This window comes from Dapis brunnea BLCC-M229, from assembly GCF_050015995.1.
Lineage (GTDB): Bacteria > Cyanobacteriota > Cyanobacteriia > Cyanobacteriales > Microcoleaceae > Trichodesmium.
This window is the reverse complement of sequence record NZ_JBNHEP010000296.1, coordinates 19,925-35,075: the sequence shown is the minus strand read 5'-3', so window position 1 is coordinate 35,075 and position 15,151 is coordinate 19,925. Positions and strand designations below refer to the sequence as shown.

4 protein-coding genes are annotated in these 15,151 nt (G+C 38.3%); all 4 read left to right on the top strand.

What is annotated here, in order from left to right; genetic code table 11:
- Positions 1–10: 10 nt before the first annotated feature.
- Positions 11–1,270: a hydroxymethylglutaryl-CoA synthase family protein gene (locus tag ACP6PM_RS34030; RefSeq protein ID WP_426591335.1), complete on the top strand. Its 1,260-nt coding sequence runs from the start codon at positions 11–13 to the stop codon at positions 1,268–1,270.
- A gap of 137 nt (positions 1,271–1,407) precedes the next feature.
- Positions 1,408–6,078 (top strand): polyketide synthase, encoded by a 4,671-nt coding sequence (locus ACP6PM_RS34025; RefSeq protein WP_426591271.1) that lies wholly within the window; start codon positions 1,408–1,410, stop codon positions 6,076–6,078.
- Positions 6,079–11,064: a type I polyketide synthase gene (locus ACP6PM_RS34020; RefSeq protein ID WP_426591270.1), complete on the top strand. Its 4,986-nt coding sequence runs from the start codon at positions 6,079–6,081 to the stop codon at positions 11,062–11,064.
- Positions 11,065–11,184: 120 nt separating this feature from the next.
- A complete protein-coding gene (locus ACP6PM_RS34015) occupies positions 11,185–15,063 on the top strand; it encodes a beta-ketoacyl synthase N-terminal-like domain-containing protein (protein ID WP_426591269.1) in 3,879 nt (1,292 codons plus the stop codon).
- Positions 15,064–15,151: the final 88 nt, after the last annotated feature.

Genomic DNA, 15,151 nt, shown 5'->3' with positions numbered 1-15,151 from the left:
AGTTAAAGTGATGCAACAAGTAGGGATTGAAGCACTAAATGTATATGGAGGAATAGCGAAATTAGATGTACAAATGCTTGCACAAGCGCGTCAATTAGAAATGACTCGCTTCGATAACTTAATGATGAAAGAGAAAACGGTGGCGATGCCTTATGAAGACCCTGTTTCTTATGCAATTAATGCTGCTAAACCAATCATAGATAGCTTGAACGACTTAGAGAAAAAATCTATAGAAATGGTAGTCACTTGTAGTGAGTCTGGCATTGATTTTGGTAAATCTATGAGTACCTATATTCATGATTATTTGGGGTTAAGTCGCGGTTGTCGGATGTTTGAAGTCAAGCAAGCTTGTTATTCAGGTACCGCAGGTTTGCAGATAGCATTGAACTTTATTTTATCCCAAACATCTCCAGGAGCTAAAGCTTTAGTAATAGCAACTGACATATCTCGTTTCTCAGTTGCAGAAGGAGGGGACGCTTTAAGCGAAGACTGGTCTTTTGCCGAACCTAGTAATGGTGCAGGAGCAGTGGCAATTCTAGTTAGCGATGTTCCTAAAATTTTTCAAGTTGATGTAGGTTGCAATGGTTATTATGGTTATGAAGTAATGGATACTTGTAGACCAAATCCAGATTCAGAAGCAGGAGATGCAGATTTATCACTTCTTTCTTATTTAGATTGTTGTGAAAATGCTTACCTAGAATATCAAGAGCGAGTAAATGGAGTTGACTACCAAAAAACTTTTAATTACTTGAGTTTTCATACACCTTTTGGTGGTATGGTAAAAGGGGCGCATAAAAGTATGATGCGCAAAATGAAAAAGGCTAAACCAGTTGAGATTGAGGAAGATTTTCAAAGAAGGGTGATGCCGGGTTTAGTTTATTGTCAACAAGTGGGTAATATTATGGGAGCAACAGTGCTTTTATCCCTAGCTAGCACTATTGACAATGGAGAATTCGACCAACCTCGACGCATTGGGATGTTTTCTTATGGTTCTGGTTGTTGTTCAGAATTTTATAGTGGGTTTGTGACTCCAGAAGGAAAGCAAAGTCAAGCTCAACAGGGAATTTCTGCACAGTTGGCACAACGCCATTCTTTAAGTTGGAACGAATACGAACATTTACTTCATAAAAGTAGTGTAGTTGCTTTTGGAACGAGAAATGTGACTTTAGACTATCAACTTTTCCCTGAAGTTTGGAAACAGATAGAAGGTAAAGGTAAATTAGTTTTGAAACAAATTAAGGAATTTCACCGAGAGTATGAATGGGTTTAATTTTCTTTGATTACACCCTAAAAATAAATTTATCGTTCTGCTGTACAAATAATTCATAAAATCAGAATTTCTATTTTAATAAAATATCCTAATATTGATACAACAAATCAACTATATATGAAATCAGGGGAATTTATATGACTAAATTAAATTTAAAGCATAATCGAGTAAAGAGTGACTTTGGGGTAGTACAACTAGAAGAGTTAGATAATGGTGTTGTCAAGATTGTAATGAAAGATGAAGAACACCACAACACCTTTTCCTCTGAATTAATTTCAGGATTATACAAATGTTTTGATGAAGTTGCCAAAAACAATAGTTATAAAGTAGTAATTTTGACGGGATATGGAAATTATTTTTGTTCGGGAGGTACAAAAGAGGAGTTAGTTAGAATTCATAAAAAAGAAATTAAATTTAACGATTTAGATTTCTTTAAGCTACCACTGAATTGTCAAATACCAGTAATTTCAGCTATGCAAGGTCACGGTATTGGAGGTGGTTTAGTTTTTGGTTTATATGCAGATTTAGTTGTATTGAGTAAAGAAAGCATTTACACAACTAATTTTATGAAATATGGTTTCACACCAGGTATGGGATGTACGTTAGTTGTATCTGCTAAGTTGGGTACTTCTCTTGGTCTGGAAATGATGTATACTACCAAAAATTACCGTGGAAAAGAATTAGTAAAACGGGGTATTCCTTTTCCAGTTGTGTCAAGGAAAAAAGTGCTAGCTTATGCCGAAGAAATGGCTGTTGAAATGGCAGAAAAGCCTAGATTATCTCTGATAACTCTTAAAGAAAATACCAGTTCGGAACTTAGAGATAAGTTGCCTTTAGCAATTGAAAAAGAATTAAGAATGCACGATATAACTTTTCATCAACCAGAGGTGGCAAGTCGGATTGAAAGAATTTTTAATGAAATAAATATTAGTGATACGTCACATGATTTTGTAGGAATGGGTGGGTGGGAAGAAATAGATAGTTATCGAATACCTCAAAAACAGATAATTCAACAGGAGGAGGTGTTAGATAGATTACAATCAGGGGGAATTTCTCTAGAGAATGCTAAGGAAATTTTCCGGGGTATTATTGCCAAAGAAGCACAACCTGAAAAAACTCTCAATTCAAAAATTGATAATCACAAACTTAACAAGATAAATACAGAAAATTCTCAGGATATATTATTTCTATCAAGTCAACAGGAAAAGATACTAGATAGATTACAGTCCGGGGAAATTTCTCTAGAGAATGCTAAGAAAAATTTCCGGGGTATTTTTGCAAAAGAAGCACAACCGGAACAAACTCTCAATTCAAAAATTGATAATAACAAAGTTAACAAAATAAAGATAGAAAATTCTCAGGAAACATTATTTTTATCAAATCAACAGAAAGAGATTTCTTTAGAAACAGATATAGCGATAATCGGAATTTCTTGTCGATACCCAGGAGCGAGAAATAGGAAAGAATTTTGGCACAACTTAACAAATGGAATTGACAGTATAACAGAACCTCCCCCCGGAAGATGGGAGGAGAAAAATTGGTATCATCCTGACCCAGAAAATTCAGGTACTTCCTATTCAAAATATGCTGGTTTTTTAGATGAAATTGATAAGTTTGACCCTTTCTTTTTTGACATTTCTCCACTAGAAGCTGAGTTTATGGAACCTCAGCAAAGAATATTTTTAGAAGAAGCTTATCATGCTATCGAAGATGCAGGATATGCTCCTGATTCTCTGAAAAATAAACATTGTGGTGTATTTGTGGGAGTAGCAGATAGTGGTTATAGCAAATTGTTGTCAAATGCAGGGGTGGGAGATAATCGATTGTCGCTCACAGGAAATCTTCCGTCAATGGTATCTGCCAGAATTGCCTATTTCCTGGATACAAAAGGACCAGTAGTAGCTATTGATACGGCTTGTTCCTCCTCATTAGTTGCCGTTCATCAAGCTTGTGAAAGTATTCAACGGGGAGAAAGCAAACTGGCTATTGCTGGAGGAATAGTCATTATGACAACAGCAGATGGGCAAATTTTGTCAAGTCAGTCTCAAATGATATCTGCTGAGGGACATTGTAAAACTTTTGATGCTTCAGCATCTGGTACAGTTTGGGCTGAAGGTTGTGGTGTCGTTTTATTGAAAAGCTACGATCGAGCTATTCAAGATTGTGACCATATCTATGGGGTAATTAAGGGAACAGGAATTAATTATGATGGTAATACTAACGGAATTACAGCTCCAAGTAGTCAATCTCAAACCAGTTTGGAAGAAAAGGTTTATCGTAAATTTGGAATTAATCCAGAAACTATCAGTTATGTAGAAGCTCATGGAACGGCAACAGTATTGGGAGATCCTATAGAAGTAGAGGCGTTAACAAACACATTTTCTAAGTGGACTAAGAAGAAACAGTTTTGTGCGATTGGATCTGTCAAGACAAATATTGGTCATGCAATTTACTCTGCTGGAATTTCGGGTTTAATTAAAACCGCTTTGTGTCTTAAGAACCAGAAGTTAGTTCCTTCGTTACATTTTAATCAAGCTAACCCACATATTGATTTTGAAAATAGCCCATTTTATGTCAATACAGAATTGAAAGATTGGAAAATCCCTGATGGTCAAATAAGACGATCTGTAGTGAGTTCCTTTGGTTTGACCGGAACTAATGCTCATTTAGTTATAGAAGAAGCACCGCTAGAAGTCAGAAGTCGTAGGGGCGAATGGCCATTCGCCCCTACAGAAGTCAGAAGTAATAATGATAGGGTAGCTTCTCTGCAAGAGGGAAATAATTTAGAACGTTCGCTACATTTATTAACTCTCTCAGCAAAAACAGAAGCAGCTCTTTCCGATCTAGTTATTAGTTATCAAAATTATCTAAGAGAAGAAAATAATGACATTAAGTTAGCAGATATTTGCTACACAGCTAATACTGGACGTACCCACTTTAACCACAGACTAGCAGTCATTGCTTCTAACAAAAAAGAATTAGTAGAAAAACTCCTACAATACAAAGCAGGTGCGGAACTAGGAGAAATCTGTTCGGGAAAACTGCCTAATGATAGTGCTAAACCTAAAATCGCCTTTTTATTTACAGGTCAAGGTTCCCAATATGTAAATATGGGTAGGCAACTTTATGAGGAATCATCAGTATTCCGACAAGCTATTAATAAATGTGACAAAATCTTAGGTACATTTCATAAAACCTCCCTACTAGAAATTCTCTATCCTGAAGACAAAGACATATCCAACTCATCTATATTAAATCAAACCGCTTATACCCAACCAGCTATTTTTGCTGTAGAATATGCTTTAGCACAACTATGGCAATCCTGGAGAATCAAACCAGATATAGTCATGGGTCATAGTGTGGGCGAATATGTAGCAGCAACAGTAGCAGGAATTTTCAGTTTAGAAGATGGTCTGAAACTGATTGCCGAGCGGGGAAGGTTGATGCAGCAGTTACCCCCTGGTGGTGAGATGTTCGCTGTGATGGCATCGGAGTCAAGAGTTCAAACATTTATAGCTCCATATCCCGAAATAGCTATTGCAGCAATAAATGGGCTAGAAAGCGTTGTTATTTCTGGAGAGTCAACTGCACTCAGAGATGTTGTGACTAGCTTAGAAACTGAGGGAATCAAAACCAAACAACTAGAGGTATCCCATGCTTTCCATTCACCATTAATGGAACCTATGTTGGCAGAGTTTGAAGTAGTAGCTAATCAAATAACCTATAATCAACCTAAAATACCAATAATATCAAATCTTATAGGAACAGTAGCAGACAATAGTATTGCTTCAGCCAAATATTGGGTAAATCATGTGCGTCAACCAGTGCGGTTTGCTCAAGGAATGGAATATTTGCACAAACAAGGTGCTGAAATATTCCTGGAGATTGGACCTAAACCAATATTATTAGGAATGGGAAGGCAATGTTTGCCAGAAGATGTAGGTGTATGGTTGCCATCATTGTGTCCGAGAAAAATCCCCCTCCCGTCCCCCTTGGAAAAGGGGATGCCAGAGGATGCTGCACTTTTGAGGGATGAATGGCAACAAATGTTATCTAGTTTAGGAGAGTTGTATGTACGGGGAGCTGAAATAGACTGGGTGGGAGTAGACAAAGATTATACTCGCCAGAAAGTAACACTGCCAACTTATCCATTTCAACGACAACGGTATTGGGTGGAAACAGCAATTGTTGATTCCTCCCATAATACCCAAAGTATGATGGTTTATAGTGACCATCAAAATAATATTCAAAGCTTAATTAATTATTTAAAAACAACTACAGAATTTTCAGATTCAGAATTAAAATTATTTGATAAGATACAAAATGTTTTAGAGAATAATTCTGTGACACAGGTTGAGGACTTAGAAAAACTAAAAACTGATTCAGAATTTATCCAGATTTTAGATAAAACTCCTCAACAAGAACGTCGATATGTTTTAATTAATTACTTACAAAATCAAATTGCTTATTTTTTAAAATTGCCATCTTCACAGCTACCAGACCCAGAAATAGGTTTTTTTGAAATGGGTATGGATTCCTTGATGATTGTAGAGTTAAAGAAAAGAATAGAAAAAACATTGTTAATTTCTCTGTCTGATACTTTAGCTTTTAATTATCCTAATATTTCAACTTTATCTAGTTATATAATTGATAATTTATTGGAATATAATAAATCAGAAAATAAAGATATAAAACAAACTAACAATAATAATAAAGACGATTTTTCACAATTAGAAAATTTGTCAGAAGATGAAGTAGAAGATTCAATTCTTCAAGAAATTATAGAGATAGAAACACTTTTAAAATAAATGGATAATTTATCACAAGAAACCCAAAACTTATCTTCATCTAAACGACTATTGCTATTAGTTAAGCAATTACGGTCAAAACTTGAAGAATTTAAAAAGACAGAAAAAGAACCCATCGCTGTCGTTGGTATGGGATGTCGATTTCCAGGAGGTGCAAATAACCCTGATGCTTTCTGGGAACTATTGCGAGGTGGGATGGATGCAGCTATAGAAGTACCACCAGAACGATGGGATATTAATTCTTTCTACCATTCTGACCCCGGTACTACAGGTAAGATGTATGTCCGTCAGAGCAATTTTTTACATGGAGAAATAGATAAATTTGATGCCGAATTTTTTGGTATTGCTCCCAAAGAAGCAGTTAGTATGGACCCTCAACAAAGGTTATTACTAGAAGTAAGTTGGGAAGCATTAGAAAATGCTGGCATTGCTCCTAACAAACAGATGGGCAGTTGTAATGGAGTGTTTATAGGGATTAATACATCTGACTATATGCAGCTACAGATGAATTCATCTAATGGAAATGACCAGGGAGCTTATTTCTTTACAGGCAATACTCCTAGTGTAGCAGCAGGTCGTCTATCTTATTATCTTGGTTGGCAAGGCCCAACAATGGCGATAGATACTGCTTGTTCTTCTTCTCTAGTGGCAGCTCATCTCGCTTGTAAAAGTTTGCGTGCTGGAGAATGTAACTTGGCTATTGCAGGAGGAGTAAATTTAATTATTACTCCCCAAGCAAATCTTGTTTTATCCCAGATGCGGGCGCTATCTGCTGATGGTCGTTGTAAAACTTTTGATGCAGCAGCAGATGGTTATGGGCGGGGTGAGGGTTGTGGAGTAGTGGTATTGAAGCGACTATCCGATGCTATCTCAAATAATGACAATATTTTAGCAGTTATTCGTGGTTCCGCAGTTAATCACGATGGACGTAGCAGTGGGTTAACTGTTCCCAATGGTTTAGCTCAACAAAAAGTGATTCGTACTGCTTTAGCAAACGCAGATGTTGCACCCCATCAAGTTAGCTATGTGGAAGTTCATGGAACAGGTACTTCTCTGGGAGACCCGATAGAAGTAGAAGCTTTAGGAGAAGTATTAAACCCAGAGCGAACTCCCGATCTACCTTTAACAATAGCTTCTGTCAAAACTAATATTGGGCATTTAGAAGCAGCAGCAGGAATAGCAAGTTTAATCAAAACTGTTCTAGTAATGCAGCATCAGGAAATTCCAGCTCACTTACATTTCAACCAACCAAACCCTGCTATTGCTTGGGAAAAAATGGCGGTGACAGTTCCGACAAAGTTAACTCCCTGGCAGGTAAATAGAGATGAGCAACGTTTTGCCGGAGTAAGTTCTTTTGGCATGAGTGGTACTAATGCTCATATTGTCTTGGGAGAAGCACCGTATAAAGTCAGAAGTCAAAATTCACAAGTCAAAAATGATAATGATAGTGCAGTTTCTCTGCAAGAGGGAACTTATTTAGAACGTCCGCTACACCTATTAACTTTGTCAGCAAAAACGGAGACTGCTCTTAAAGAGTTAAGAGATAGATATACAAATTATTTAGAAACTCATCCAGAGACATTCGATGGAAAGTCTTTACCAGATATCTGTTTTACAGCTAATACAGGACGCAACCATTTTTCTCATCGACTGGCTTTAATAGGAAATTCATCAATAGAAATAGCTGAAAAACTGGCAGCTATCGACTTTTTCGGTGAACCATTGTCCTCGAATGCTCGGCCTAAAGTAGCATTTTTGTTCACCGGGCAAGGTTCCCAATACATCCACATGGGGCGAGAGTTGTTTGACACTCAGCCGATATTTCGTAAAACTTTGGAACGCTGTGATGAAATTCTCCGGCCCTATTTAGAAAAACCACTTTTAGAAGTATTGTATTCACCACAACCTAACCCCCCGACCCCCTTCCCTCGCAGGGAAGGGGGAGAGGAAAAACCTCTTTCCTTGTTGGAGAGAGGTTTAGAGAGAGAACTTGATGAAACTGCTTATACTCAACCTGCTCTATTTGCTATAGAATATGCTCTCGCCGAATTATGGAAATCTTGGGGTATAAAGCCAGATGTAGTCATGGGACATAGTGTGGGTGAATATGTGGCTGCTTGTGTGGCAGGAGTATTCAGTTTAGAAGACGGGCTAAAATTGATTGCCGAACGGGGACGACTAATGCAGGCGTTACCAAAAAATGGCAAAATGGTCGCCATATTGGCTTCGGAAGAACAAGTACGGGCAGCAATATCCGCCTCTAATTTTGACCAAGTTTCTATTGCAGCTATTAATGGTCAGAGTAACGTAGTTATTTCTGGGCAAGCGACAGCAGTAGGAGCTTTGGTATTTCAACTAGAAAATCAAGGGTTAGAAACCAGACAGTTAAATGTTTCTCATGGTTTCCATTCTCCATTAATGGAGCCAATGTTAGATGATTTTGCTAAAGTTGCGTCAGAAGTTCAGTATTCATCCCCAAGTATAAAATTTATTTCCAACTTGACTGGCAAGTTAGTAGAGGAAAATCAAGTTTGTCAACCTAGTTATTGGTGTCAGCACATTCGGGAAGCCGTACATTTTTCTGCAAGTATGGAAACTTTACACCAAGAAGGCTACAACATTTTTCTAGAAATAGGTCCTCATCCTGTTCTATTGGGAATGGGGCGCAGGTGTTTGCCAGAGAATGCTGGGATGTGGTTGCCTTCATTGCGGAAAAAAATATCTGATTGGCAGCAGTTATTGACTAGCTTGAGTGAATTGTATGTTCGGGGAGTTGAAGTAGACTGGCATGGGTTTGATGCAGGTTACTTCCGTCAACGTTTACAACTACCGACTTATCCATTTCAGCGACAACGATATTGGATAGAAAAAGTCAGTAGGGGTGATTCGCGTTTGCATAGCATTCCGCAGGAAATCACCCGTACAGAAGTTAGAAGTAGGGATGAACATCTCTCGAAAAAGTCTGATTTTTCTGATTTGTTTTATCAAGTTGAATGGGAGGAAAAGGCGCTGGCAAATGTTAGTTTGCCAACAAACCTTAGTCCCGGAACTTGGTTAATATTTGCCGAGTCAAATGGGCATTTATGGCAAAACCTAGTAGATTTGTTAGAGAAACAGGGGCAGACTTGTATTGTTGTGTTTGCAGGGGAGGAACGTTGGTCTATCGCCCTCAAAGGTGCGCGGGAAATGTGGCAAATTAATCCGGCACGACTTCAAGATTTTCAAAACTTAATAGATGTAGCATTGACAACAGAATTGCCACCATGCAAAGGAATAGTACATTTATGGAGTTTGGAAACAACCCCAACTGCTAATACTACAATTGAATCTTTGGAAATAGACCAACTCAGAAATTCGGGTAGCGTTCTCCATTTAGTGCAAGCTTTGACAAAAGGAGTAACATCTAATTTGCCTAAATTATGGATGGTTACTCAAGATGCTCAACCTATTCAAGTCAAAGGTAGGGGTGATTCGGGTTTGCATAGCATTCCGCAGGAAATCACCCCTACAGAAGTCAAAAATGAAGAGGAAATAGAAGTTACTCAAGCTCCTTTGTTAGGGTTAGGGCGAGTTTTAGCAATTGAACATCCAGAAGTTTTTGGTGGGTTAATAGATTTAACTTCTTCTGAAGCAAATGTGGCAACTAAAGCATCAACTTTATTAGCAGAAATTTTGCATCCAGATGGGGAAACAGAAATCGGAATACGAGGAAACAATCGTTATGTAGCTCGCGTGACAAAATCTCAAGTTTCTTCTCCTGGTAACAAAATAGATATGCTTTCTGATGCTACCTATCTAATCACAGGTGGTAATGGTGCTTTAGGACTAACATTTGCTAAGTGGATGGTAGAAAATGGGGCGCGAAATTTAGTTTTAGTGGGACGTAAAGAACCTTCTGAATTTGCCAAAAAACGTATTGCGCAAATGGAAACAATGGGTGCTAATATAGTTTTGGCCAGGGGCGATATTTCCCTGGAAAGTGACGTGCAAAAAATTATTAGCGATCTTGTTCAGTCACTGCCACCTTTGCGTGGTGTAATGCACCTAGCAGGAGTATTAGATGATGGCGTGTTGCAAAAACAAAATTGGCAACGTTTTGCTAAAGTTATGGCTCCTAAAGTAAAAGGTGGGTGGAATATTCACCGTTATACCCAAGATTTACCCTTAGACTTTTTCGTATGTTTTTCTTCTATAGCATCAGTTTTGGGTTCTCCTGGTCAAGGAAATTATGCTGCTGCTAACAGTTATTTAGATGCTCTTACCCACTACCGACAGAGGATGGGATTACCAAGTTTGACTCTTAACTGGAGTCTTTGGGGCGAAGCTGGTTTAGCAACAAGTATGAGCAACCAGAACGAACAGCGTTGGCAAGCAGCAGGGGTAAAAGCTATATCACAGCTAGAAGGAATAGAAATTTGGGAACAAATACAAAATTCCTTGCAATCTCAACCTCAAGTTAGTATACTACCTATTGACTGGTCAAAATTTTTCCAGCAGTTTATGGGTGGAATGATACCGCCTTTGCTATCAAGAATAGCTCAAGAAAAGCAGTCATCAATCCTACCACAGCAGGAACAAATTACTCAGAAATTAAAAGATGTGCCTGCAAAACGGCAAAAAGCTGTTTTAATTACTGCTATTCAGGAGGAAGTAGCTGCAACCTTGGCCACAGATAAAGTACCTCAACCGCAGACTGGCTTTTTTGAGATGGGAATGGATTCTTTGATGGCTTTAGAATTCAGGAATCGCTTGCAAAATATTACTGGTCATTCATTTCCTTCAACCTTAACTTTTGAATATCCCAATATTGAAGCGATCGCTGACTATCTATTACAAGAGGTATTATGTTTAGAATTAAAGGATGATTCTAGTCAAGATACAACCATAGACCAGAAAAACAACTGGGAAGAAGAAGCTAAACAGTTATCAGAAGCAGAATTATCAGCACTTATTGACCAAGAATTAAAAGCATTGAGCAGTTCGTAGAGACAAGTAGGGGTTTGGACACCAAACCCCCACCAACAACTACAAAACTTTGTTACATAAACTTTGAAAATACTAACTACTAACTACTCAAAAAAACTACTGACTACTAGCTACTGACTTATGAATACAACCCCCCAAAACACAGAAGAATTATCTCCTTTACAGCGAGCGTTTGTCACTATCAAGGAATTGCGATCTAGATTAGACACACTGGAAACTGCTACCACAGAACCCATAGCTATTATCGGTATGGGGTGTAGATTTCCAGGTGGGGCAAATGACCCTGAATCATTCTGGCAAATATTGCGTGATGGGGTGGATACTATTCAGGAAGTTCCTAGCGACAGGTGGAATGTTGATGCTTACTATGACTCCACTCCAGAGACTCCCGGTAAAACCTATACTCGTCAGGGAGGATTTTTAAGCAAAATTGATGAGTTTGATGCTGAATTCTTTGGACTCCATCCCCGCGAAGTTACGAGTATGGACCCTCAGCAGAGATTATTATTAGAAGTTAGTTGGGAAACATTAGAAAATGCTGGCATTGCACCAGAAAAACTGACTGGTAGCAAGAGCGGAGTATTTTTAGGCATTAGTGTCAACGAATACGGTCAACAAGCTTTATTTGATAGTCCTACGGATATTGATGTTTATGCTGCAACAGGAAATGCTTTGAGTGTAGCAGCAGGTCGTTTATCTTACAGTTTAGGTTGGCAAGGTCCAGCAATGGTAGTAGAAACAGCCTGTTCGTCGTCCCTAGTAGGTGTGCATTTAGCTTGTCAAAGTTTGCGTGCGAAGGAGTGTCATCTTGCTGTTGCAGGTGGGGTGTATTTAATGGTTTCGCCTCTCACAACTATTGCGATGTCGAAACTTCAAGCTTTGTCACCCGATGGTCGTTGTAAAACTTTTGACGCTGCTGCTGATGGTTATGGTAGGGGTGAGGGTTGCGGAATGGTGCTACTGAAACGCTTATCTGATGCTATTAACGATGGGGACAACATTCTGGCTTTGATTAGGGGTTCGGCAGTTAACCAAGATGGTCGCAGTAGTGGTTTAACAGTTCCCAATGCTAAAGCACAACAAGAAGTTATTAGAACAGCATTAGAAAATGCCAGAGTCGAACCCGGGGATATTAGTTATGTGGAAGCTCACGGTACGGGAACATCTTTAGGAGATCCTCTTGAGGTTAAAGCTTTGACAGAAGTTTTGCGGGGCAAAAATATAGAAGCACCAGCACTAATGTTAGGTTCGGTGAAAACTAATATTGGTCATTTGGAAGCAGGAGCAGGAATTGCTAGTTTAATCAAAGTAGTATTGGCAATGCAGCATGGAGAAATACCGCCCCATCTAAATCTTACTCAACTAAATCCACATATTTCTGAAGTTGGTATTGCTATAAATATTCCTACTGAATTGACTCCTTGGTTGCCAACAAAAGATGGAAAACTGTTTGCTGGAGTTAGTTCTTTTGCTTTTAGTGGTACTAATTCCCATTTAATTTTGGAGTCATCTCATCAAGTCAAAAGTCAAAAGTCAAAAGCATCCCCCCTACCCCCCTTTGAAAGGGGGGATAATTTGGAACGTCCGTTGCATTTATTGACTCTTTCGGCAAAAACGGATAATGCTCTCAAAGAGTTAAAGAATAGATATCAAAAATATTTAGAAACTGCTGTAGGGACTTTGCATGGAACGTCCCTACCAGATATATGTTTTACTGCTAATACAGGGCGTTCTCATTTTTCTTATCGCCTTGCTGTAGTAGGAGAGTCATCAGCAGAAATTCTTCAACAACTTGTTAATATTGAAATTCCTGCTGAGTCTACAGTGAAACCTAAGATAGGATTTTTATTCTCTGGTGCTGATTCCCAATACATTAATATGGGAAGGCAGCTTTTCGAGACTCAACCAACATTCCGTAAAACATTAGAGCGTTGTGATGAAATTCTTCAACCTTACCTAAAGGAATCATTACTACAAATATTGTACCCAGAGTCAGAGGAAAGGAGACCTAACCCCCCAACCCCCTTCCCTGCAAGGGAAGGGGGAGATAAAAAGTCTCTCTCCTTGCAGGAGAGAGGTCTTGACGAAACATATAGTAAAATTGCTTTATTCTCCATAGAATATGCTCTAGCTGAGTTATGGAAATCTTGGGGGATAGAACCCGATGTAGTAATGGGACAAGATGTAGGGGAATATGTGGCTGCTTGTGTAGCAGGGGTATTTAGTTTAGAAGATGCACTGAAGCTGATCGCCAAACAGCAAACTCCATCTGAAATAAATTACTCTCCTCCAAGTATCGGTTTTATTTCGCACATTACAGGAAAATTTGCTACACGAGGAGAAATCGCAACTCCTGACTATTGGCAACTGGAAACTCAAAACCAGATAAATTTTTCTGCCAGCATCGAAACTATGTCCGCAGATGGAGAGAATATATTTTTGGAAATAAGTCCTAACCCTATTTGGAGCGACATGGCAAAACAGCTATCGTTAGAAAAAATTGGGACTTGGTTGCCTTCGTTGGAGAAAACACAAAGCAACTGGCAAGTATTATTGTCTAGTCTGGCAAAAGTATATCAACTGGGTGCTAATATTGACTGGTCAGGATTTGACCGTGACTATCAACGCCAACGCCTACAGTTACCTACTTATCCATTCCAGCGACAACGTTATTGGATTAATAAAACTCAAAATCACAGTACGACAACTCTTGGTGCCAAACTTTCCCACCCCTTATTAGATAAACGACTATACTCACCTTTGGCAGAGATTCAGTTTGAATCACAGTTTACATTAGATAGACTACCACTTGTGAATGACCATCGCATAGATGGAATGCCAGTAATGAATCTTGTGATTTATCTGGAAATGGTTGTAGCTGCTGTTCAAGAAGCTTTTGGCAAGTTATCCTATCATTTTCAGGATCTCAGTATTTCTCAAGCATTAATTATGCCAGAAGAAAATGAACCTCGTACTGTGCAGCTAATTTTGAGTTCTGAAAGTGAAGATCAAGTATCTTTTAAAATTTTCAGTTTGCCAACAGAAACCAATCTGACAAATTGGGTACTTAATGCTTCGGGAAAGGTTTGCTTTGATAGCAAAACTCCGGTAGAAACAAAGTTATCGGCAATTACTCCCGAAAACTATCCAGAAAAAATACCTAGTTCCGAATTTTACCCAATGATGATGGAGAAAATGGGAGTTAAGTTAGGCAAAAGCTGTCAGTTACTAGATACAGTGTGGCGAAAAGATTGGGAGGCGATCGGTAAAATTCAACTCCCAGAAAATCCAGATACCTATAAAAATTATCTACTTCCACTAGGAGATATTGATGCTTGGATACAAACACTATCTGTTTGTTATCCAGGGGAACTTTCAGGTATGTACTTACTTGTAGAAATAGAAAAATTTGAGTTTTATGGTCATTCTGGGCAACAACTTTGGGCAAAAGCAAAACTAGAACTAAATAAAAACAATGAACAAATAACTCAAGGCAATCTTTGGCTATTTGATGATGCAGGAACAGTAATTGGGAAGATTACTAATGCTAAGTTAAAGCGGATCAATTTTGAAACTCTGCGACGAGCTGCAAATGTAGCTCCTCTGGAAGAGGCAAAAGTTAGTAATACTGGTGTTAAACCACGCCGTCAAAGCAAGATATCTCCCGAACAAGTTCTCGCAATTCCAGCAAAAGAGCGCTGTCTTGTATTAGAAAAATATTTAATAGAAGAATTAGCTTTATCACTACAGTTAAACCCTAGTAAAATTAATTCACAAGAACCATTAGCTACTATGATTGACTCATTAATGGCATCGGAACTTAGAAGTCGTATTGAAACTGATCTACAAGTACGATTACCAATGGAAGATTTTATAGGAGAAAATAATATAGCTAAATTAGCTTCAGCTATACTAGAAAAATTAAATTTGGCAAACTTAACATCATCAAAACCATTATCCAGGGAAATAAGTGAAGATATAGAGGAATTTGTTTTATGAGTATATAACAATTTTTTACCTAAATTTACCAAAGTGAGTAAAATGCTAGTAGAAGCATCAAACAAAAAAAACTCTTTCAAAGAGGGAA

What these genes read in the sequence shown, in the direction of transcription:
- ACP6PM_RS34030 (WP_426591335.1), top strand. Translation starts at nt 11, where the DNA reads ATGCAACAAGTAGGGATTGAAGCACTAAATGTATATGGAGGAATAGCG.
- ACP6PM_RS34025 (WP_426591271.1), top strand. Translation starts at nt 1,408, where the DNA reads ATGACTAAATTAAATTTAAAGCATAATCGAGTAAAGAGTGACTTTGGG.
- ACP6PM_RS34020 (WP_426591270.1), top strand. Translation starts at nt 6,079, where the DNA reads ATGGATAATTTATCACAAGAAACCCAAAACTTATCTTCATCTAAACGA.
- ACP6PM_RS34015 (WP_426591269.1), top strand. Translation starts at nt 11,185, where the DNA reads ATGAATACAACCCCCCAAAACACAGAAGAATTATCTCCTTTACAGCGA.